The sequence below is a fragment of the Intrasporangium calvum DSM 43043 genome (assembly GCF_000184685.1).
Taxonomy (GTDB): Bacteria; Actinomycetota; Actinomycetes; order Actinomycetales; family Dermatophilaceae; genus Intrasporangium; species Intrasporangium calvum.
In genome coordinates this window covers 2,364,656-2,384,545 of record NC_014830.1, presented here as the reverse complement: position 1 = coordinate 2,384,545, position 19,890 = coordinate 2,364,656, and the positions used below count along the sequence as shown (strand labels likewise).

The window sequence follows — 19,890 nt, the reverse complement described above, 5'->3', positions numbered from 1 at the left end:
ATCGAGGTATCCTCAGTTTCCTCCACCACCCATAGGGAAAGCCTTGGCCACGGTCCACCAGCTGCGCGTCTTCCTCGCCGCGTACGAGCTCGGCTCGCTCACCGCCGCGGCGGCCCGGCTCGGCTACGCCCAGCCCACGGTGTCGGAGCAGGTGCGCCTGTTGGAGCGGTCCCTCGGAGCGAGGCTCTTCGAGCGGGTCGGGCGGGGGCTCGTCCCCACCGAGGCCGCCCACGCCCTCCGTCCACACGCCGAGCGGACGATCGGCGCCATCGCCCAGGCCGCCAGCGCGGTGCGAGCGGTCAACCAGCTGGAGTCCGGCACCATTCGCTTCGGGGTCTTCGGGGCGTCGCGGCTCTACCTCGGCTCGACGGTCGTGCTCGAGCTGCTCCGCCGTCACCCCGGGGTCCGGGTCGAGCTCGTCGGACGGCACTCCACCGACGTCGTCGACCAGCTGCGCCGCGGCCGCCTGGAGGCTGCGGCCATCGCGTTGCCCGTCGACGACCAGACGCTCGAGGTCCATCCCGTGATGATCGACGAGCTCGTCTACGTCAGCGCCCACGCCGATCGGCTCACCGGGCCGGTGACCGCGATCGCGCTGGGCCGCGCACCCCTCGTCCTCGCCTGGGCCAGCTGGGCGAACGACACGACCCGGGCCGGGCTCGCCGCGGCGGTCGAGGCAGCCGGCCAGAGCCTGCAGACGCGCGTCGAGGTCGAGGACGTCGAGACCACGCTGGAGATCGCGGCAAGTGGTGAGGCGGACACCGTCATGTCACTGGGGATGCTGCACCTGCTCGGTGCGAGCGTCCCGGGCCACGTGGGCTGGGCCCCCCTGCGCCCGCGCCTCTTCGACCGGTTCGCCGTCGTCCACCGGCAGGGGGCGGTACTGTCACCCGCGACGACCCTGATGGTCGAGCTCGTCACCGAGCGTTTGCTCGCCGTCGACGCCGCCGCCAAACGCCTCGGACGCAGCCGCCTGGCCGGTCCACGAGGTGGCTGAGGGGTCTCAGGATCCGGGCACCCGAGCTCGCGTGGTGGACGTAGCCAGCCCAGCGGCATACGGTGATTTCATGCGTTCGGCGCTGCTTCTCCTTCGCTGCCGCGACGAGGCCTGATCCCCGGCCCTCCTCGTCGCGGAGTGTCTCGTGTCCGGCCGGACACCGAAGAGACCAGAGACTGACGAGAGAGAGCAAGCGATGATCCACCCCCAGCAGGCGTCCGGGATGCCGTTCCAGAAGTACGTCCCCTTCCATGAGCAGATCCCCTTCGAGCTGCCGGACCGGACCTGGCCGACGAAGCGCATCGAGCAGGCGCCGCGGTGGTGTGCCGTCGACCTGCGCGACGGCAACCAGGCCCTCATCGACCCGATGAACTCCGAGCGGAAGCTGCGGATGTTCCAGCTGCTCGTCAAGATGGGCTACAAGGAGATCGAGGTCGGCTTCCCGTCAGCGAGCCAGACCGACTTCGACTTCTGCCGCGAGCTGATCCAGGGCAACCACATCCCCGACGACGTGACCATCCAGGTGCTGACCCAGTGCCGCGACCACCTCATCGAGCGGACCTTCGATGCGATCCGGGGCGCCAAGCAGGCGATCGTCCACTTCTACAACTCGACCTCGGTGCTGCAGCGTCGGGTCGTCTTCGGCCTCGACCAGGACGGGATCGTCGACATCGCCGTCCAGGGCGCGCGCCTCATCAAGAAGCTCGAGGAGACCATCCCCGACACGACGATCTACTACGAGTACTCGCCCGAGTCCTACACGGGCACCGAGCTCGAGTTCGCAGTCCGCATCTGCAACGAGGTCATCGCGGTGATGGATCCGACACCGGACCACAAGATGATCATCAACCTGCCTGCCACCGTCGAGATGATCACCCCCAACGTCTACGCCGACTCGATCGAGTGGATGATCCGGCACCTCGACCGCCGAGAGTCCGTCGTCGTCTCGCTCCACCCGCACAACGACCGCGGCACCGGGGTGGCGGCCGCCGAGCTCGGCTACCTCGCCGGGGCCGACCGCATCGAGGGCTGCCTCTTCGGCAACGGCGAGCGGACGGGGAACGTCGACCTCGTCACCCTCGGCATGAACCTCTTCAGCCAGGGCGTGGACCCGCAGATCGACTTCAGCGACATCGACGAGATCCGGCGCACGGTGGAGTACTGCAACCAGCTCCCCGTCGGCGAGCGTCACCCCTACGGCGGCGACCTCGTCTTCACCGCCTTCTCCGGCTCGCACCAGGACGCGATCAAGAAGGGCTTCGAGGCGATGCAGGTCGAGGCCAAGGAGAAGGGGACGAGCATCGACGACCTCGTGTGGGGCGTGCCCTACCTGCCGATCGACCCGCACGACCTGGGCCGGTCCTACGAGGCCGTCGTGCGCGTCAACAGCCAGTCCGGCAAGGGTGGCGTCTCCTACATCATGAAGTCCGAGCACCAGATGGACCTGCCGCGTCGGCTCCAGATCGAGTTCTCCGGTGTCGTCCAGCGTGGGGTCGACCAGGACGGTGGAGAGGTGTCCCCGGCCGAGCTGTGGGCCCGGTTCCAGGACGAGTACCTCCCCAACCCCGATGCCCCGTGGGGCCGCTTCGAGCTGGCCAACATCGTCACGGACTCCACGGTCGACGGCGGCAGCACCATCGAGGCGAGCCTGCTCGACAACGGGGAGCCGGTCACCGTGACCGGCCAGGGCAACGGTCCCATCGCTGCCTTCCTCGCCGCCTTCATGACCATCGAGGGTGCGCCGGACATGCGGGTCCTCGACTACGCGGAGCACGCGTTGTCGGCCGGCGGTGATGCGCGCGCGGCCGCCTACGTCGAGTGCGCCATCGGTGAGCGGGTCCTCTGGGGCGTGGGCGTCGACCCGTCCATCGTCACCGCCTCGCTCAAGGCCGTCGTCTCAGCCGTGAACCGCGCAGTGCGCGACCGCCTCGCCGCCGAGGCGATGGCATCCGAGGCCAACGCGGTCGGGTAGCGTCTCGGCCCATGGAGACCCCGGTCGGCAGAGCGCTGCTCAGGCTGACCGGGGTCTCGCTCGTCCTCGTCGTCGTGGTGGCACTCGTGGCGCCGCGCCAGCCCAACATCTCCTACGACCGCGCCGTGGTCGTACCCGCCCTGGTCGTGTTTCTGGTCGCTGCCTGGTTCGGGAGGGTGCCCGTCCGCCTGAAGAACCGCTGGCTACCGGTGGTCGTGGCCGTCGTCGGCGGTGGGGTGGCCGCCGGTCTCGGCCTGGCGCTGCGCTACGACTTCGGCTGGGACGCGCGGGTCATCCTCGAGATGGCCCGGTCGATGCACGCCGGGCGGGCGCTCTCCGACGTCGAGTACGGCTACCTGTCGCTCTACCCCAACACCATTCCCCTCCTCGTCATCGACCGGTTCGGGGTCGAGGTCGCAGCCGCCCTCGGGTTGGCGCCGGACGCCGCCCTCATCGTCCTCACCGCTGTGTGCGTGGGGGTCACGGTGTATGCCGCTCACCTCCTTCTCGTGCCCGTGGCGGGACGCGGGGCGGCCCTGGTCACGCAGCTCGTCGTCGTCGCGCTCGTCGGTGCCAGCCCGTGGGTGAGTGTGCCGTACACCGACTACTACGCCATGCCCTTCGTCGTCGGCGGGGTCGCGCTGGCAGCGGCGGCGGGTCGGCGTCGGGTCCGGACAGCGCAGGTGACGCTCGGGCTCCTGGCGGTCGCGGCGTCGGCGGTGGCCTACGTCATCAAGACGACGCCGGCCGTCGTCATCGTCGCCCTGGTCGCGGTGGTGATCGTGCGCCTCGCGGACGACTGGTCACCGGCGAGGGCCCGGAAGCTCGTGCCGACGGCGGTCGCAGCCGCACTGGCGTTTCTCGCGATCAGCTCGGCCCTCACTGCCGGCGCGGCTCTGGCCTCGGGGCTGGAGACCGATCGGGTCGACCGCGACGTGTCGCCGCCGGTGGTGTGGTGGCTGGCCAACGGGATGAACGAGCAGCTCAACGCCGCGGGAGAGGTGCAGTACGGCACCTACCGACGGGACATGGTCACGGCCATCGAGGGCCGGACCCAGCCCGAGATGCGGGAATACGCCCGCGCCTTCGTCGAGGACCGGTGGGACCACCGAGGGGTGTCCGGCATGCTCCAGTTCTACGCGAACAAGACTGCGTGGAACTGGGGAGACGGCATGTTCTGGGCCTGGGGAGAGGGCCCTGACTCCCTGCCGGGCCGGGTCGTCCCGCGGGACCCCGTGGCCGTGGCGGTCAACGACGTCAACGGCCTGCACGGGCGCTGGTACCCCCTCCGCGCGAACATCACCCAAGGGTTGTGGCTCGCCGTGCTGCTCGTCGCCGGCGTGGGGCTGCTACGGGAGCGGTCGGCGCGGCGAGAGACGCTGATCCTGGCGGTGACCGTCCTTGGCATCGCGATGTTCACGATCCTCTTCCAGGGTCGGTCCCGTTACCTCTTCGCGTTCGTGCCCGTCGTCGTCGCCTTGGCTGCCGTGGGCCGGTCGAGGGTCGAGCTGGGGTCGATCCGGCAGCGGCTCGGTCCGAGGTAGGGCCTCGCTCGGCAGGAAGAAGCTGTGCCGGCTGATGCAGAGCACCTTCGCATGCTCGACCGGGCCGTCCGTGCTCTCCAGCTCGGTGCGCCAGAGGATCTCGGCCACCGCCCCGCACTCGGGACACCTCGTCAGATCCATGGTCTTCCCCCTTTGCGCGTCGTGGACGAGCCACCGCGTCTGGCCCGCTGACGCGTGCTCGGTGTGATCCCACGAAGACGGCGATGGGCGGTCGTAGATACGTCCCGGTGTGGCCTACGTCACAGCACCGGTGGAAATGCAGGCAAGTAGTTGATAGTTCAACTAAATGAGAGTTCAGCCACCGCCACCAAGGAATGGACATATGACGAAGATCGCCATCGTGACCGGCAGCATCCGCCCGGGTCGCCAGAGCCTCAATGTCGCCAACTGGGTCAAGTCCATCGCAGACCAGCGCTCGGACGCAGAGTTCGAGATCGTCGACCTCGCCGAGTTCGAGCTCCCGGTCTGGGACGAGGCGCTCCCGCCGGCCTTCGGACCCGGCACCAAGGCCCACAGCAAGGCCTGGTCCGCCCGCATGGACGAGTTCGACGGCTACGTGTTCGTCGTCTCCGAGTACAACCACTCCATCACGGGGGCCCTGAAGAACGCTCTCGACTACCTGGGTCCGGAGCTCAACAACAAGGCCGCTGGGTTCGTCTCCTACGGCTCAGCGGGCGGTGCCCGTGCAGTCGAGCACCTGCGCGGCATCCTGTCCGAGCTGCAGGTCGCCCACGTCCGCAACAGTGCGCTGCTCTCGCTCTTCACGGACTTCGAGAACTTCTCCGTACTGGCCCCGACTGAGCCGGCCATCGCGGCGGTCGGGCCCATGCTCGACCACCTCGTCGTCTGGACCAAGGCGATGGAGGGAGTCCGCGCCGGCCAGTTCGCTGCCGCCGTCGCCGTCGCCTGACCTGCCGACGCCGTCGCCTGACCCCCTCACACCTGTCGTCGAGCCACGGGCTGATGCGCCGCCCGTGGCTCGACGGCCGTCACGTCACGGCCGAGCCGACCACCTCGTCGACCAGGGCCAGTGCGGCGGGATCGCCGCTACGGGTGATCTCCCCGTGAGGGGGCCGGTTCCACAGCCAGCAGTCGAGGTCGCCGGCCGTCCCGGCCACCTCGGCGGCCGAGGCGTCGTCCGGACCGTCAGCGACCGCCAGCCGGCGCTCGTCCCACCGGTCCCCGTCCGGGTCCACCCCGGTCACGTGGACCGGTGTGACGGTCCAGGTGTGGAAGCCGTCGACGACGGCGAGGGTGACGCTCGGGCCCAGCGGTCGGGACTCCAGGGCGTACTCGACCGGGAAGCCACGCATGACGCGGAGCGCCTCGTCGACGCCGTCCGCCGCCAGACGACAGTCGACCGGGCCGCGCTCTGAACCCACCGTGAGCTCGGCGTCGATCCGGTGGATGAGGGCCTCGTGCGCCTGCCGGCGGCTGATGTAGCCGGCCGAGTGGTCGAGGTGCCACATCCACAGCTCGGTGGAGGGGTCGTGCGCGGCCAGGGCCCGTTGCAGCCGCTCGGTCGACTGGTCGAAGTGGGCGAGCAGCGCCGACCGCTCGGCAGGTCGGGCGGGGCGTCGCGCCTCGAGGCCTCGGACCTCGGCGTGGCTCGTCAAGCCGCGCTCGGCGATCTCGCCCCAGAACCACTGGACGTCGGCCAGGTGCCACAGCAGGTCGTCGGCCCGCCACTCCTCGCACGTCGGGACATGCTCGCTGCCCGCGGCTCCGGCGAGCAGCTCACGGAAGCGGGCCGACTCCTCCCTCAGATGCTCGAGGTAGGGGACGGCGGGGGCCGCGCCTTCGGCCGGGAGCGAGCTCAGCGGCATACGGAATGCTCCTAACGAACACCTGCGACTCGGAACTGCACGGAGATGCGCGGCCCGACCGGCTCGGACGTCTTGGGGATCGCGTGGTCCCACGTCCGCTGGCACGACCCGCCCATGACCACGAGGTCACCATGCGCGAGCGGCAGACGCAATGCCTTCTGGAGCGAGCCGGGGATGCGGCCCCCGTTCCGCGGCCGGAGGGCCAGGGTCCGGGCGGAGCCGAGCGAGAGGATCGCGACGATGGTGTCGACGTCGTTGGACCGCCCGATCCGGTCGCCGTGCCACGCCACGCTGTCGCGACCGTCCCGGTAGAGGCACATCCCGGCCGTGACGAACGGCTCGCCCAGCTCGGCCTCGTAGTGGACGCTGAGGGCGTCCCGGGCCGTGTCGAGGAGCGGGTGGGGGAGCGGCTCGCCGGCGGCGTAGAACCTGGTCAGGCGCGGCACGTCGACGACCGAGTCGTACATCGTCCGGCGCTCGGCCCGCCACGGCACCGAGCGCACCAACAGGGCGAACAGCTCATCTCCCGCGGCGAGCCAGCCGGGCCGGACGTCGACCCAGGCGCCGGCGCCGAGCTCGGTGCGGTGGAGACCGGCTGCCAGCCGGCCCAGCGACATCTCGTCAGCGAGGTCGAGCAGGGAGCCCTGGAGCATGAGGTCCATCACCCCACTGTAACCCACCATCTCGAACGAGTGTTCGAGACGCTTCGAGTTCACGGCCGACCGGCGAGGCTGCTTCGGGAGCGGAGCGGATCGCGAGACAATGAGGCCATGCCCCTCTATCGTGACGAGGCGATCGTCCTGCGCACCCACAAGCTGGGCGAGGCCGACCGCATCATCACGATGCTGACGCGCACCCGCGGCCGCGTTCGGGCCGTCGCCAAGGGCGTGCGCCGCACGAAGTCGCGGTTCGGCTCCCGGCTCGAGCCCGGGATGGTCGTCGACGTGCAGTGCTACGAGGGCCGCAACCTCGACACGGTGACCCAGGTCGAGACGCTGGCCTCCTACGGCGACGTCATCGCGCGGGACTACGCCGCCTGGACGGCTGCCTCCGCGATGCTCGAGACCTCGATCCAGCTCACCGAGGAGCACGAGCCGCAGGCCCAGCAGTACCTCCTGCTGGCGGGCGCCCTCCGCGCTCTCTCCGAGCGCGTCCACGACCCCTCCCTCGTCCTCGATGCCTTCCTGTTGCGCTCCCTCGCCGTCGCCGGGTGGGCGCCGAGCTTCCACGACTGCGCGCGCTGCGGCGCCGAGGGACCCCAACGCGCGTTCAACGTCCAGGCCGGCGGGGCGGTGTGCCCTCTCTGCCGGCCGCCCGGCTCGAGCGCGCCGGCCCCGGAGACCTTTGCCCTCCTGGCCGCGCTCCTGTCCGGCGACTGGGACGTGGCCGACGCCAGCGACGACCGGCAGCGCCGGCAGGGCAGTGGTCTCGTCGCAGCCTTCCTGCAGTGGCACCTGGAGCGTGGCGTGAGATCGTTGCGCCTCGTCGAGCGAGCCTGAGCGACAGATCAACCGATCGACCGGAGAACCATGACCCAGCCCTTCCCGCACCCATCGGGGGCGCGGCCGCCGTCGATCCCGGCCGCCGCCCTGCCGAAGCACGTCGCCATCGTCATGGACGGCAACGGCCGGTGGGCCAACGCCCGCGGCCTGCCCCGGACCAAGGGCCACGAGGCGGGCGAGGCCTCCCTCCTGGACGTGGTGGCCGGGGCCATCGAGGTCGGGGTGACGCACCTGTCCGCGTACGCCTTCTCGACGGAGAACTGGCGCCGCTCGCCGGACGAGGTGCGCTTCCTCATGGGCTTCAACCGTGACGTGATCCGGCGCCGGAGGGACCAGCTGCACGAATGGGGCGTCCGGATGCGGTGGGTGGGCCGGTCACCGCGGCTGTGGCGGTCGGTCATCAAGGAGCTCGAGGTCGCCCAGGAGCTGACCAAGGACAACACCGGTCTCACCCTCTACTTCTGCGTCAACTACGGCGGCCGCGCCGAGCTGGCCGACGCCGTCCGACGGATCGCCGAGGACGCGCGAGCCGGCCGGCTGCGGCCGAGCTCGGTCGACGAACGGACCATCACGCGCTATCTCGACGAGCCGAGCATGCCTGACGTCGACCTGTTCGTCCGCTCGTCGGGGGAGCAGCGGACGAGCAACTTCCTGCTGTGGCAGTCGGCCTACGCCGAGATGGTGTTCCAGAACCGGCTGTGGCCGGACTACGACCGCCGGGACCTGTGGGCGGCGATCGAGGAGTACGTCGCCCGGGACCGCCGCTACGGTGGTGCGGTGGACCAGCCGTCCCTGAGCTGACGCGGAGCTGACGCCGGCCGCGATCAGGAGGCCCCCGGGCGGCCGCAGTCGTCGCAGGTGCCGAAGATCTCGAGCGTGTGGGTCACGTCGCTGAACCCGTGCTGGGCGGCGACGCGGTCGGTCCACTGCTCGACCGCGGGGCCCTCGACCTCGACGGTCCGCCCGCACTCCCGGCAGACGAGGTGGTGGTGGTGATGGGTCGAGCAGGCCCGGTAGACGGCCTCGCCCTCGTCGGTCCGCAGGACGTCCACGGTGCCGGCCTCGACCATGGCCTGCAGCGCGCGGTAGACGGTCGCGAGGCCGACCCCCTCACCCGCGTCGCGCAGGCGGGCATGGACGGTCTGCGCCGACGTGAAGTCGTTGCACTTCTCGAGCAGCTCGGCCACGGCGGCCTGCTGGCGGGTCATCCGGCGCGGGGTGGTCGTCACGGGGTGACCTCCTCGGTCGTCTGCTCGGCGGGGGCCACCTCGCCGTGCTCGTCGTAGTGCCCGTGGTGCGGGGCGTGGAGGTGGCCGTCATGGACGTAGTCGACGTGGTCCTCGTGCGGAACGGACGCATGGCCGCAGCCGGGGCCGTGCTCGTGGTCGTGGCCCTCTGCCCGGTCGTGGCGGTTGCCGCGCACCCGCTGGACGACGCTCGTCGAGATCGAGATGAGGAGGAACAGCCCGATGGCCACGAGCACGATCGTCCCCCCGGACGGCGTGTTGAGCGGGTAGGAGGCGACCACGCCACCGACCGCGGAGACGAGCCCCAGGGCGATCGCCCAGCGCACCCCGGAGCTGAAGCTGCGGGCGAACAGCTGGGCCGCCGCGTTCGGCACGATCATCAGGGCGCTGATGAGGAGCAGCCCGACGATCCGCATGGCGATGACCACCGTCGTTGCGGTCAGCACGGCGAGCACGATGTTGAGGGTCAGGACGGGCAGGCCCACGGCCCGCGCGTACTCCTCGTCGTTGGCGACCGCGAAGAGCCGCGGCCGCAGGACCCAGGTGGTGACGGCGATGACGACGGCGAGCACGGCGAAGATGACCAGGTCGTCCTGGCGAACCGTGAGGATCGAGCCGAAGAGGTACTTCATGAGGTTGGCCGGGGTGCCGTCCGGGGCCTTGCTGATGATGACGACGCCGGCGGCGATCCCCCCGTAGAAGATGATCGCGAGCGCCTGGTCGCCACTCGTGCGTCCCCGCGCGCGCAGGATCTCGATGACGACGGCGGCGATCACGGCCGCGACGAGCGCGGTGAGGACCGGGCTCCGGTGGGTGAGGACTCCGATGGCGACCCCGGCGAGCGCGACGTGGCCCATGCCGTCACCGATGAGGGACATCCGTCGCTGGACGACGAAGATGCCGACCATCGGGGCGACCGCGCCGACGAGGAGTGCCGCGAGGATGGCCCGCTGCATGAAGTCGGTGGACAGGATCTCGGTCACGGTGTCCTCCCGCGCGGGTCGAAGGGGTCGAGCGGCCCGTGCACGACGGCGCCCGGTGGGGGAGTGAGCTCGAGGTCGTGGTGGTGGCTGTCGTGGTCATGGTGGATCAGGCCGCGCCGCGCGGCGTAGCGTTCCCGGTCCCCGTCGAAGACGATGCGTCCGCGGTCGACGACGATGATCCGGCTCAGCAGGCTACGGAGCGCCCCGAGCTCGTGGGTGACGATCACCATGGTGACGCCCCGCTCGACGAGGCGGCCGAGCACATCGGCCAGCACGTGCTGGCTCGCGGCGTCCACGCCGGCGGTGGGCTCGTCCATGATGAGCACGTCGGGCTGTCCGGCGAGGGCCCGCGCGATGAGGACGCGCCGTTGCTGGCCCCCGGAGAGCGTGCTCACCTCGGTGCCCGCCCGGTCGGCGAGCCCGACGAGGTCGAGCGACCGGCAGACGATCTGTCGGTCGGTCGCTCGGAGCCGGCCGTGCCAGCCGAGCCGGGGGAGGCGCCCCGACTCGACGATCTCCTCGGCGGTGGCGCGGACCGAGGACGAGAGGGTGTGCCGTTGGGGCACGTAGCCGATCCGGGCTCGGTCGCGGAGCTCATCGGCCGGTGTTCCGAACAGCGTCACCATCCCGCCCAGCCGGTGGTTGAGGCCGAGGATGCCCTTCATCAGGGTCGACTTCCCGGCTCCGTTGGGGCCGAGGACGGCGACCACCTCGCCGCGCTCGACGGTGAGGCTGGCGCCGGTGAGGACCGGGCGCCGGCCGTAGCCGAAGGACGCGTCGGTCAGCTCGATGATGGCGCTCATGCGCAGCCCTGCCCGTGCTTGAGGGTCGCGAGGTTGCTCCGCATCACCGCGAAGTAGTCCGTGCCGGCGGAGGCGTCGGTGATGCCCTCGAGCGGGTCGAGCGTGGCGACGGTGGCTCCGGAGGATGCAGCGACCGTCTCGGCGAAGTGCGGCTCGACGAGGGTCTCCTGGTAGATGGTCGTGACGCCGTGGTCCCTGACCAGCTGGGTGATCTCTGCGAGGCCGGCGGCGCTGGGCTCCGCCTCGGGGGAGACGCCGGTGATGCCGTGCTGCTCGAAGCCGTAGCGGTCGGCGAGGTAGGTGAACGCTGCGTGGCTGGTGACGAGCTCCTTGATGGAGCACGACCTCAGGGTGGCGGCGAACTCCTCGTCCAGCGCGGTCAGCTCCGTGACGAAGGCCGTCGTGTTGCGTTCGTAGGTCGCGGCCCGTTGCGGGTCCAGCTCGGCGAGCCGCGTGCCGATCGCTCGTGCCACGTCGGCGTAGCGCTCGGGGTCCAGCCAGAAGTGCGGGTCGGTGCTGCCGCCGGCGTGCTGCTCCTCCGCGGCGGCGGTGACGGTCAGGCGCGCGGCGCCGGAGACGTCGAGCGCGCGCGTGGGATCGACCTGCTCGACGGCGTCGTCCACGGCCGGCTGGAAGCCCTTGGAGTAGATGACGAGCGACGCGTCGGTCAGGCGTGCGAGGTCCTGGGCGCCGATCTCGAGGTCGTGCGGCTCGGCGCCGGGCTTGGTGAGGACCGAGACGTCAGCCCCCTCGCCGGCGATCCGCTCGGTCGCGAACTGGATGGGGTAGAAGCTGGTGACGACGCTCGGCGCTCCGGCGGCTCCACCCGAGGTCCCCCGGAGGGGCGCGTCGCTGGAGCAGGCGCTCGCGGTGAGGGTCAGGACGGCCGCGGCGGTGAGCGCGGCGAGGCGTCGGGTCATGCTGAGAATCATTCTCGAAATGAGAATCATTGTCAAAACCGGGGGTCGTATGCCGCTGGGCTCGGTCGCGCCCCCGGCCGCGGTCCCGGTCGTCAGCTGGGGGCGAGCTCGACGATGGACACGGCCACGACCAGGGTGAGGACGGCGACCCGCAGGAGCCGCTCGGGCAGGGTGAGCCGCTGCCAGGTGAGGAAGAGCAGCCACGACACGAACACCGCCACGACGAGGAACGCGACACCGCTCCAAGGGGAGGGCCCGAGGATCCCCACGGCGAGGAGGAGGAGCAGGACGCCGAGGCTCACGGCGCGGGGAAGGGCGTCGAGCCGCTCCACCCACGGTGCGGAGGCGTGCTCGATGCGGGACCGGAAGCTCAGCGTCACGGGAGTCACCCTAACGAGGGTCGACCCGGCCCCGGACCGGTGGCCACCGGCCGGCGCGGGTCTCGGATCCACTCGCTCCACGAGCCGGGGTAGAGCGCCGCGTCCACGCCGCCCTCGGCGAGCGCGAGCACCGCATGGGCAGCGGTGACTCCGGACCCGCAGTACGCGGCGACCGGGCCGTTGTGCTGCCCGAGCACCTCGGCCGCGTGGGCGGCGAGGTCGGCGCGGAAGGTCCCGTCCTCGGCCAGCCAAGCCGCGGTGGGAGCGCTGACCGCACCCGGGATGTGTCCGGCCACCGGGTCGATCGGTTCCTGCTCGCCCGCGTAGCGCTCGGGAGCCCGGGCGTCGAGCAGCAGCCCGCTCCGGGCGACGTCGGCAGCCCCGTGGGCATCGACGGTCGGCATCGATCCGGGACGGGCGACGAAGCCGCCGTGGTGCACCTCGGGGACCTCGGTGCTCACGGGCAGCCCGGCGCGGACCCACGCCGCGAACCCGCCGTCGAGCACGCGGACGTCCTCCAGGCCGGCCCAGCGGAACACCCACCAGGCGCGGGCTGCGGCGTAGGACTCCCTGCCGTCGTAGACGACCACCCTGGTCCGCTCGCTCACCCCGCACCGGCGCAGCGTTCCCTCGACGACCGCCGGCTCGGGCAAGGGGTGGCGGCCGCCCTCGCCCGGGGGGGCGGCGAGCTCGGTGTCGAGGTCGACGAAGAAGGCACCCGGGACGTGCCCGGCTGCGTACTCCGCCGGCCCGGGCTGCTCCTGTCCCGGCGTCGTCAGCGTCCACCGGACGTCGATGACGACGACGTCCTCGATCTCGTGGGCGAGGTCGCGGGCCGTGACGAGGTGACTCATGGCCCCCATCGTGGCATCCTCGCGACGTGGCGGTTCACCTGGTCCTCGTGCACGGTTCCCGGCTCGCCAGCTCTCAGTGGGCCCCGCAGCTGCCGCTCCTCCGGGAGCACGTCACCGTCGGCCTGGTGGACCTGCCCGGACACGGGTCCCGGGCGACGGAGTCGTTCTCCCTGGCGCGCTGCGTCGAGGTCATCGACGCGGCCGTCGACGGTGCCCCAACCGCTTCGAAGGTCGTGCTCGTCGGACACTCCCTGGGCGGCTACGCCGCGATGGCGTATGCCGCTGAGCTGGGTTCGCGGCTGGACGGCCTGGTCCTCGCGGGGTGCAGTGCGTCGCCGGTGGGTCCGGGAGCGGCGATCTACCGGGGCGTCGCGGCGGTGACGGACCGGCTGGGGCCGGACCGGATGACTCGTCTCAACGACCGGGTGCTGAGGCGCCTCTATGCGGTCGACCTCATCGAGCCGGTCATCGCCGGCGGGTACTTCTTCGCCCCGACCGCCACGGCCTGGCAGGCGGTGATGACGTCGTGCCGACCCGCGATGCTGTCCGGGCTCACGTGCCCGCTCCTGCTGCTCAACGGGCAGTTCGACCAGATGCGGCTGGGCACGAGACGGTTCCTCCGCGACTGTCCGCGCGCCCGGGTCGAGATCATCCCCAGGGCCTCGCACCTCGCCAACCTCGACCAGCCCCGGGCGTTCGCCGCGGCGCTGCTGCGCTTCGCCGATTCGGTGGATGGGCGCTGACTGGGGACAATCGGGTCTCGTGAGCAACGTGACCTCCCCGGCGACGGACCCGGGACCGGGCGCCGGCCCCGGGCTGCCGGCCCTGCGCATCGGTCGGCACGTCATCGAGTCACCCGTCGTGCTGGCCCCGATGGCGGGGATCACGAACCGTGCCTTCCGTCGCCTGTGCCGCGAGTACGGCAACGAGGGCGCCGTCACCGGGGGCGCGAGCGGAGCGACGAGCCTCTACGTGAGCGAGATGATCACGACGCGAGCCCTGGTCGAGCGCAACGCGGAGACGATGCGCCTCATCGAGCACGACCCCGACGAGAACCCCCGGTCGATCCAGCTCTACAGCGTCGACCCGGCGACTGCTCGGGCGGCGGCCCGCATCCTCGTCCAGGAGGACCGGGCGGACCACATCGACCTCAACTTCGGCTGCCCCGTGCCCAAGGTGACGCGCAAGGGTGGCGGCTCGGCGCTCCCCTGGAAGCGCGACCTCTTCCGCTCCATCGTCGGTGCGGTGGTCGAGGAGGGCGCCCGTCGGGACATCCCGGTCACGGTGAAGATGCGCAAGGGCATCGACGACGAGCACCTCACCTATCTCGAGGCGGGGCTCGCGGCGGAGGACGAGGGGGCGGCCGCGGTGGCGCTCCACGGGCGGACCGCCGCGCAGGCCTACTCGGGCACCGCCGACTGGGCGGCGATCAGGTTGCTCAAGCAGACGGTGACGACCGTCCCCGTCCTCGGCAACGGCGACATCTGGTCCGCGGAGGACGCCCTGCGGATGGTCGCGGAGACGGGCTGTGACGGCGTGGTGGTGGGCCGAGGCTGCCTGGGTCGGCCCTGGCTCTTCACCGACCTGGCCGCCGCCTTCGCCGGCTCGTCCGCTCGGGTGACCCCGTCGTTGGGCGTGGTCGCCGACACGCTCCGCACCCACACCCTCTACCTCACCGACTTCTACGGCGACGAGGAACGGGCCTGCCGCGACATCCGCAAGCACATCGCCTGGTATCTCAAGGGCTTCCCGGCCGGCTCGACGCTGAGGAGCTCGCTCGCTCTCGTCGACTCGATCGCCTCGCTCGACCGGCTGCTCGCAACGCTCGACCGCGAGGCCCCGTGGCCTGGTGAGGCGGCGGAGGGCCAGCGCGGACGATCCGGCTCGTCCCGCCACGTCGTCCTGCCCGAGGGGTGGCTCGACTCCCGTGAGCTGTCCGACGAGCACCGTCGCGTCGTGGCGCAGGCTGAGCTGTCGGTCAGCGGCGGCTGACTCAGCTGATCCAGACCGTGAGCGGCCCGAGGCGCTCCGCGCCGGCCGCGACCGCCGCCTCGACCCCGGACCCCGCGTCCCAGCCGACGAGGGGCAGGCCCGGCAGCAGCCGCTGCGCGGCCGCGACGGCCCAGCGCCACGTCTGCTCCTCGTCGCCGTCCGCCGCGAACGTGTTGCTCAGCCCACCGATGCCGTCCGTGACGTTGACGATGCAGCCGGCGGTGCACCCCCCCACGTCGGGGCCGCTGCCCGCGAGGACGTGAACGCCAGGGTGGTCGAGGAGTGCGGGACGGAACAGCCCGACGTCGTCGGGGTCCGACGACCACGCCCGGGTCCACGAGGCCAGGTCGCCCGCGGTCGTGATCGGCCGCCACGACGTCGGTCCGCCAGCCTCGCCGGTCGGCCCCTGACCGGCCGCAGTGTGGGACGGCGCCCACCACAGCCACTCGCCGACGACGAGCCGGGCGAAGTCCTCGGTCGACAGGTCGAGCCGGGACCAGCTGTCCTTCACCGAGGCGCCGTCCCCGGGGTCGATGCGGGTCAGGAGGTCGTACTCGCCCGCATCGGGTGAGACCGTCACGGCATCCGGGTAGTAGGGCGGCGTCCGCCTCGGCGAGGTCCAGGCGAGCTCGTCGAGGACACCCGGCAGGCCATGGGTACGGCACACCGCGTCGCACCAGAGGGCGTTGTTGCGGGCGGCCAGGGCGATGCGGTCGGTCACGCCCCGATCATGGCGCACCCCGCGGAGCTGAGCTGAGCTCCGGCCTCAGTGCTTGTTGCGGGGAGGGATGATCTCGTGGTGCTTGGCCGCCTCTTCCTTGGCGTGCTTGTCGGAGCGCTTCTCCTTGATGGACTTGCCCTTCTGCGACATCCGGGAACGCGGGGACTTGTCGGCCATGTCTGGCTCCTGACGGTTGGAAGCCGAGGTGGCTTCATGGCCAGTATGCCCCACGGGCCCCAGAGCCCGCCGGTGCTGGAGCCAGCCCTCGCGCGCCACCGAGCCCAGCGGCATACGGCCTAGAGTCTGGGTGTGGCCTATACGGAGTTCGACCGGGAGCGATGGGTCGCGGAGGACCCGGCGCAGAAGCGAGCCGACCGGGACGACTTCGCCCGCGACCGCGCCCGCCTCGTCCACTCGGCCGCGCTGCGCCGGCTCGCCGGCAAGACGCAGATCCTCGGCGCCGGCCACGACGACTTCGTGCGCAACCGCCTGACCCACTCCCTCGAGGTCGCGCAGATCGGCAGGGAGTTCGGCGCCGCGCTGGGCTGCGACGCCGACCTCGTCGACACGGCCTGCCTGGCCCACGACCTCGGCCACCCGCCGTTCGGCCACAACGGGGAGATGGAGCTCGACCGGATCTGCGCCGACATCGGCGGGTTCGAGGGGAACGCACAGACCCTGCGCCTGCTCACCCGGCTGGAGCCGAAGCGGTGCCACGCCGACGGGCGACCAGCCGGCCTCAACCTCACCCGCGCCTCGCTCGACGCGGCCACCAAGTACCCGTGGGTCCGCGGCGACGGTCCGGTGCCGACGCGGAAGTTCGGAGCCTACGAGGACGACCTGCCGGTCTTCGAGTGGCTCCGCGCCGACGCCGAGCCCGGTGTCCGCTGCTTCGAGGCCGAGGTGATGGACTGGTCCGACGACGTCGCCTACTCCGTCCACGACCTCGAGGACGCCATCGCCTCCGACTGGATGGACCCTCGCGCGCTCCGTTCACGCACGGAGATGCGCTCGGTCCTCGAGGTGGCCGCGGCGACCTACGCCCCGGACCAGGACCCGGCGGCGCTCGCCGCCGCCCTGGAGCGGATCCTCGCGACCGGGGCGATCCCGGCCCGGTTCGACGGTTCGCGCAACGACCTCGCCGCGCTCAAGGACATGACCAGCCGGATCATCGGCCGGTTCGTCCTCGCCGTGGAGCTCGCGACGCGAGAGCGCCACGGCCCCGGGCCGCTCAGCCGCTACGAGGCCGACCTCGTCGTGCCGGACGAGACGCGCGCCGAGTGCGCGGTGCTCAAGGCGGTGGCCAACCAGTTCGTCGTCACGACGCAGGACCAGATGGCCCTCAAGGAGCGCCAGCGCCACCTCCTCGGCGACCTCGTCGACGCGTATGCGGCCGAGCCGGACCTGCGGCTCGACACTCCCTTTCGTTCCGACTACCGCGCGGCCGACGACGATGCGGCCAGGCGGCGGGTCATCGTCGACCAGGTCGCCTCGCTGACCGACGGCCGGGCGCTGCTCCTGCACTCCCTGTGGGTGGGGCCGACGGCCGAAGGTGCCTGACGACCTAGACTCACGGCAGCGAGAGGAGGCTTGATGGCCGGCCGGATCAACCCTGATGACATCGCGACCGTCAAGTCGCGCTCCTCGATCGAGGACGTCGTCCGTGAGCACGTCACGCTGCGCCCAGCCGGCCCCGGGTCGCTCAAGGGGCTGTGCCCGTTCCACGACGAGAAGACCCCCTCGTTCACCATCCGCCCCGCCGTCGGCGCCTGGCACTGCTTCGGCTGCGGGGAGGGCGGGGACGTCATCTCCTTCATCCAGAAGGTCGACCACCTCACCTTCAGCGAGGCCGTCGAGCGGCTGGCGCAGCGACTCTCGATGGAGCTGCGGTACGAGGACGGCGGGTCCCGGCCCCGCGAGGAGGGGCTGGGGCGGCGCTCCCGTCTCCTCGAGGCGCACCGGGTGACGGAGGAGTACTACACCGAGCGACTCCTCGGTGACCAAGGCGCTCGACTCGCCCGGGACTTCCTGCGGGCCCGCGACTTCAACAGCAGCCACGTCCGGCACTTCGGCGTCGGTTTCGCGCCCCGAGGCGGGGAGGAGCTCGTCCGGCACCTGCGCGGCAAGGGTTTCACCGACGACGAGCTCGTGATCGGCGGCCTCGCCGGACGCGGGTCCCGAGGACTCTACGACCGGTTTCGCGGGCGCCTGGTCTGGCCGATCCGCGACATCACCGGCAGCACGATCGGCTTCGGGGCGCGCCGGATCTTCGACGACGACCGGATCGAGGCGAAGTACCTCAACACGTCCGAGACGCCGATCTACAAGAAGTCGACGGTCCTCTACGGGCTCGACCTCGCCAAGAAGCGGATCGCCCAGGACCGTCAGGCGGTCGTCGTCGAGGGCTACACCGACGTCATGGCCTGCCACCTGGCGGGGGTCGAGACCGCGGTCGCGACGTGCGGCACCGCCTTCGGCGCCGAGCACATCAAGCTGCTCCGCCGGATCATGCGCGACGAGGCCGACCTCGCCCCCGCCAAGGTGATCTTCACCTTCGACGGGGATGCGGCCGGCCAGAAGGCAGCGATGCGGGCGTTCGCCGACGACGCGAAGTGGACCTCCCAGTCCTTCGTCGCCGTGGAGAAGTCCGGGAAGGACCCCTGCGAGCTGCGGCAGGCAGGTGGAGACCCGGCCGTTCAGGCGCTCATCGAGGACGCGGTCCCGATGTTCGAGTTCGCGGTGCGCACCACGATCAAGCGGTTCGACCTCGGGACCGCGGAGGGCCGGGTCCAGGCGAGCCGAGCGGTGGCACCCATCATCGGCTCGATCCGGGACCGGTCGCTCCGCCCTGAGTACACCCGGGAGGTGGCCGGGGTCCTCGGTCTCGAGGTCGAGCAGGTCGCTGCCGAGGTGGCCCGCGCCGGACGGCTCCAGGTGGACGCTGACCGGGCGGACGGCCGCTCCGTCAACCGCCCGTCGGCGCCGGGAGCCGGCTCCGCCCGGGCAGCCGGGGGCTTCGACGACGTGGAGCCCGGTGCTGACGAGGCGGCCGGCCTGCTGCCGGTGCCGGACCGGCGCGACCCTGTGGTGCTGGCCGAGCGCCAGCTCCTGCAGGTGCTGCTCCAGTTCCCCACGCTGCTCCGGCCAGGCGCCATCGACCTGCTCTCCCCGGATGCGTTCTCGGCGCCGGCGCACCGGGCGGTCTTCGACGGGATCAGGATCGCCGGAGGCTCAGGCGAGCGCCCCTCGCTCGGGTCCTGGGTCTCCACCGTGACGGAGGCCGCCCCCACAGCGGTGGCGCCGCTCATCAGCGAGCTGGCAGTCGCGACGCTCCCGACCCGGATGGACGCGACGACCGGCCTGCCGACCGCGCGCTACGTCGAGGAGCTCTTCAACCGGGTCCGCACGGTCGAGCTGACGCGGCGGGTGGCGGATGCGATGAGCGAGATGCGCCGCCTCGACCACGCCGCGGCACCCGATCCGCACCGCTCTCGGTCCCTCGCGGTGAAGCTGCAGGAGCTCCAGCGGCAGCTGGCCACGATCAAGGAAGGAATGGCCTGATGGGCATCTTCGGCCGCCGGCGCAAGGCGGAGCTCCCCGGCGAGATCCGGCGAGCGGTGCCGTTGGCCTCGGGCGACCGGATCATCGCCTGGGCGCAGGACGAGCAGGCCGGTGGCTACGTCGTCGCGTCGACGCACCGGCTCGCCTCCGTCGGATCCGACGGCGCCCTGCTCTGGCAGCGCCCTTGGCACGAGGCCGAGTCGGGCACGTGGCAGGGTGACTCAGGCCTGCTCACCGTCGTCTGGGTCGACCACCGTCGCCCCGCCCAGTGGCTCGTGCGCGAACCCTCGATGCTGCAGCAGGCCCTCCGGGAGCGGATCCAGGCGAGCGTCGTCCTCAGTGACGAGTTCCGGGCCGACAACCGGCGGACCGTGCGCGTCGTGATCCGCCAGGACTTTGCGACCGGCGGGCTTCTGGAGCAGGTCATCCCGGGCAAGGGCGTCGATCCGGGCGACCCGGACGTGGCCGCCGAGGCCGCCAGACGACTCCAGCGAATGCGCTCCGAAGTCGGTCTCTGAGCTGCTCCCGATGGCCGCCCGGGGTTGTCGAGAGCCGATTTAGTCCCGG

General features: G+C 71.5%; 21 protein-coding genes. 11 read left to right on the top strand and 10 right to left on the bottom strand.

Annotated features, from left to right (window positions below; genetic code table 11):
- The first annotated feature begins 43 nt into the window (after positions 1-43).
- From INTCA_RS10815 to INTCA_RS10800, 4 genes are all read left to right on the top strand, one after another.
- Positions 44-997, top strand: coding sequence for a LysR family transcriptional regulator (locus INTCA_RS10815; RefSeq protein ID WP_013492957.1), 954 nt, complete (start codon positions 44-46; stop codon positions 995-997).
- A gap of 196 nt (positions 998-1,193) precedes the next feature.
- A complete protein-coding gene (leuA, locus tag INTCA_RS10810; RefSeq protein WP_013492956.1) occupies positions 1,194-2,969 on the top strand; it encodes a 2-isopropylmalate synthase in 1,776 nt (591 codons plus the stop codon).
- An 11-nt stretch (positions 2,970-2,980) separates the two neighbouring features.
- Positions 2,981-4,513 (top strand): glycosyltransferase family protein, encoded by a 1,533-nt coding sequence (locus INTCA_RS10805; protein ID WP_013492955.1) that lies wholly within the window; start codon positions 2,981-2,983, stop codon positions 4,511-4,513.
- A gap of 343 nt (positions 4,514-4,856) precedes the next feature.
- Positions 4,857-5,444 (top strand): NADPH-dependent FMN reductase, encoded by a 588-nt coding sequence (locus INTCA_RS10800; RefSeq protein WP_013492954.1) that lies wholly within the window; start codon positions 4,857-4,859, stop codon positions 5,442-5,444.
- 79 nt (positions 5,445-5,523) lie between these two features.
- Here the strand turns inward: INTCA_RS10800 and INTCA_RS10795 are convergent, their stop codons facing one another.
- Together INTCA_RS10795 and INTCA_RS10790 are read right to left on the bottom strand one after the other, a co-directional pair.
- The gene (locus tag INTCA_RS10795; protein ID WP_013492953.1) at positions 5,524-6,360 is read right to left on the bottom strand and encodes a maleylpyruvate isomerase family mycothiol-dependent enzyme; all 837 of its coding nucleotides are present in this window, start codon (positions 6,358-6,360) and stop codon (positions 5,524-5,526) included.
- Between the two features lie 11 nt (positions 6,361-6,371).
- Complete coding sequence (locus INTCA_RS10790; RefSeq protein ID WP_041307570.1) at positions 6,372-7,022, bottom strand: alpha-ketoglutarate-dependent dioxygenase AlkB; 651 nt, start codon at positions 7,020-7,022, stop codon at positions 6,372-6,374.
- A gap of 108 nt (positions 7,023-7,130) precedes the next feature.
- On the opposite strand from INTCA_RS10790, the gene recO reads away from it, so the two are divergent.
- Together recO and INTCA_RS10780 are read left to right on the top strand one after the other, a co-directional pair.
- Positions 7,131-7,859, top strand: coding sequence for a DNA repair protein RecO (recO, locus tag INTCA_RS10785; protein WP_013492951.1), 729 nt, complete (start codon positions 7,131-7,133; stop codon positions 7,857-7,859).
- A 30-nt stretch (positions 7,860-7,889) separates the two neighbouring features.
- Entirely contained in the window at positions 7,890-8,663 is a 774-nt protein-coding gene (locus tag INTCA_RS10780; RefSeq protein ID WP_013492950.1) for an isoprenyl transferase, read from the top strand.
- Positions 8,664-8,686: 23 nt separating this feature from the next.
- Here INTCA_RS10780 and INTCA_RS10775 read toward each other — a convergent pair whose 3' ends face one another.
- The 6 genes from INTCA_RS10775 to INTCA_RS10750 all read right to left on the bottom strand — a co-directional run bounded on the left by INTCA_RS10775 (position 8,687) and on the right by INTCA_RS10750 (position 13,058).
- The gene (locus tag INTCA_RS10775) at positions 8,687-9,091 is read right to left on the bottom strand and encodes a Fur family transcriptional regulator (RefSeq protein WP_013492949.1); all 405 of its coding nucleotides are present in this window, start codon (positions 9,089-9,091) and stop codon (positions 8,687-8,689) included.
- Positions 9,088-10,092, bottom strand: coding sequence for a metal ABC transporter permease (locus tag INTCA_RS10770; RefSeq protein ID WP_013492948.1), 1,005 nt, complete (start codon positions 10,090-10,092; stop codon positions 9,088-9,090). The genes INTCA_RS10775 and INTCA_RS10770 overlap by 4 nt, the downstream gene beginning before the upstream one ends.
- Positions 10,089-10,895 (bottom strand): metal ABC transporter ATP-binding protein, encoded by an 807-nt coding sequence (locus INTCA_RS10765; RefSeq protein ID WP_013492947.1) that lies wholly within the window; start codon positions 10,893-10,895, stop codon positions 10,089-10,091. Before INTCA_RS10765 ends, INTCA_RS10770 begins: the two co-directional genes overlap by 4 nt.
- Complete coding sequence (locus INTCA_RS10760) at positions 10,892-11,815, bottom strand: metal ABC transporter substrate-binding protein (RefSeq protein ID WP_244859820.1); 924 nt, start codon at positions 11,813-11,815, stop codon at positions 10,892-10,894. The genes INTCA_RS10765 and INTCA_RS10760 overlap by 4 nt, the downstream gene beginning before the upstream one ends.
- Before the next feature lie 92 nt (positions 11,816-11,907).
- Complete coding sequence (locus tag INTCA_RS10755; protein WP_013492945.1) at positions 11,908-12,195, bottom strand: DUF6703 family protein; 288 nt, start codon at positions 12,193-12,195, stop codon at positions 11,908-11,910.
- Between the two features lie 5 nt (positions 12,196-12,200).
- Entirely contained in the window at positions 12,201-13,058 is an 858-nt protein-coding gene (locus tag INTCA_RS10750; RefSeq protein ID WP_013492944.1) for a sulfurtransferase, read from the bottom strand.
- Positions 13,059-13,075: 17 nt separating this feature from the next.
- Between INTCA_RS10750 and INTCA_RS10745 the strand changes: the two genes are divergently transcribed.
- Complete coding sequence (locus tag INTCA_RS10745; RefSeq protein ID WP_013492943.1) at positions 13,076-13,792, top strand: alpha/beta fold hydrolase; 717 nt, start codon at positions 13,076-13,078, stop codon at positions 13,790-13,792.
- Positions 13,782-15,041 carry a tRNA dihydrouridine synthase DusB gene (gene dusB / locus INTCA_RS10740; protein ID WP_013492942.1) on the top strand — a complete coding sequence of 420 codons (1,260 nt, stop codon included), beginning with the start codon at positions 13,782-13,784 and terminating at the stop codon, positions 15,039-15,041. Before INTCA_RS10745 ends, dusB begins: the two co-directional genes overlap by 11 nt.
- A 1-nt stretch (position 15,042) precedes the next feature.
- Here the strand turns inward: dusB and INTCA_RS10735 are convergent, their stop codons facing one another.
- Positions 15,043-15,762 carry a hypothetical protein gene (locus INTCA_RS10735; protein WP_013492941.1) on the bottom strand — a complete coding sequence of 240 codons (720 nt, stop codon included), beginning with the start codon at positions 15,760-15,762 and terminating at the stop codon, positions 15,043-15,045.
- A gap of 45 nt (positions 15,763-15,807) precedes the next feature.
- Complete coding sequence (locus INTCA_RS20470; protein WP_013492940.1) at positions 15,808-15,939, bottom strand: hypothetical protein; 132 nt, start codon at positions 15,937-15,939, stop codon at positions 15,808-15,810.
- Between the two features lie 132 nt (positions 15,940-16,071).
- Here INTCA_RS20470 and INTCA_RS10730 point away from each other — a divergent pair, with 132 nt between their 5' ends.
- From INTCA_RS10730 to INTCA_RS10720, 3 genes are read left to right on the top strand one after another with little or no spacing between them, the layout of a single operon-like run.
- Complete coding sequence (locus INTCA_RS10730; RefSeq protein WP_013492939.1) at positions 16,072-17,322, top strand: deoxyguanosinetriphosphate triphosphohydrolase; 1,251 nt, start codon at positions 16,072-16,074, stop codon at positions 17,320-17,322.
- Positions 17,323-17,355: 33 nt separating this feature from the next.
- The gene (gene dnaG / locus INTCA_RS10725; RefSeq protein WP_013492938.1) at positions 17,356-19,323 is read left to right on the top strand and encodes a DNA primase; all 1,968 of its coding nucleotides are present in this window, start codon (positions 17,356-17,358) and stop codon (positions 19,321-19,323) included.
- Positions 19,323-19,841 carry a hypothetical protein gene (locus INTCA_RS10720; RefSeq protein ID WP_013492937.1) on the top strand — a complete coding sequence of 173 codons (519 nt, stop codon included), beginning with the start codon at positions 19,323-19,325 and terminating at the stop codon, positions 19,839-19,841. Before dnaG ends, INTCA_RS10720 begins: the two co-directional genes overlap by 1 nt.
- Positions 19,842-19,890: the final 49 nt, after the last annotated feature.

Coding starts and splice junctions, on each gene's coding strand:
- INTCA_RS10790 (WP_041307570.1), bottom strand. CDS start 7,022: ATGGACCTCATGCTCCAGGGCTCCCTGCTCGACCTCGCTGACGAGATG.
- INTCA_RS10760 (WP_244859820.1), bottom strand. CDS start 11,815: ATGACCCGACGCCTCGCCGCGCTCACCGCCGCGGCCGTCCTGACCCTC.
- INTCA_RS10795 (WP_013492953.1), bottom strand. CDS start 6,360: ATGCCGCTGAGCTCGCTCCCGGCCGAAGGCGCGGCCCCCGCCGTCCCC.
- INTCA_RS10750 (WP_013492944.1), bottom strand. CDS start 13,058: ATGGGGGCCATGAGTCACCTCGTCACGGCCCGCGACCTCGCCCACGAG.
- leuA (WP_013492956.1), top strand. CDS start 1,194: ATGATCCACCCCCAGCAGGCGTCCGGGATGCCGTTCCAGAAGTACGTC.
- INTCA_RS10765 (WP_013492947.1), bottom strand. CDS start 10,895: ATGAGCGCCATCATCGAGCTGACCGACGCGTCCTTCGGCTACGGCCGG.
- dnaG (WP_013492938.1), top strand. CDS start 17,356: ATGGCCGGCCGGATCAACCCTGATGACATCGCGACCGTCAAGTCGCGC.
- INTCA_RS20470 (WP_013492940.1), bottom strand. CDS start 15,939: ATGGCCGACAAGTCCCCGCGTTCCCGGATGTCGCAGAAGGGCAAGTCC.
- dusB (WP_013492942.1), top strand. CDS start 13,782: ATGGGCGCTGACTGGGGACAATCGGGTCTCGTGAGCAACGTGACCTCC.
- recO (WP_013492951.1), top strand. CDS start 7,131: ATGCCCCTCTATCGTGACGAGGCGATCGTCCTGCGCACCCACAAGCTG.
- INTCA_RS10800 (WP_013492954.1), top strand. CDS start 4,857: ATGACGAAGATCGCCATCGTGACCGGCAGCATCCGCCCGGGTCGCCAG.
- INTCA_RS10720 (WP_013492937.1), top strand. CDS start 19,323: ATGGGCATCTTCGGCCGCCGGCGCAAGGCGGAGCTCCCCGGCGAGATC.
- INTCA_RS10780 (WP_013492950.1), top strand. CDS start 7,890: ATGACCCAGCCCTTCCCGCACCCATCGGGGGCGCGGCCGCCGTCGATC.
- INTCA_RS10805 (WP_013492955.1), top strand. CDS start 2,981: ATGGAGACCCCGGTCGGCAGAGCGCTGCTCAGGCTGACCGGGGTCTCG.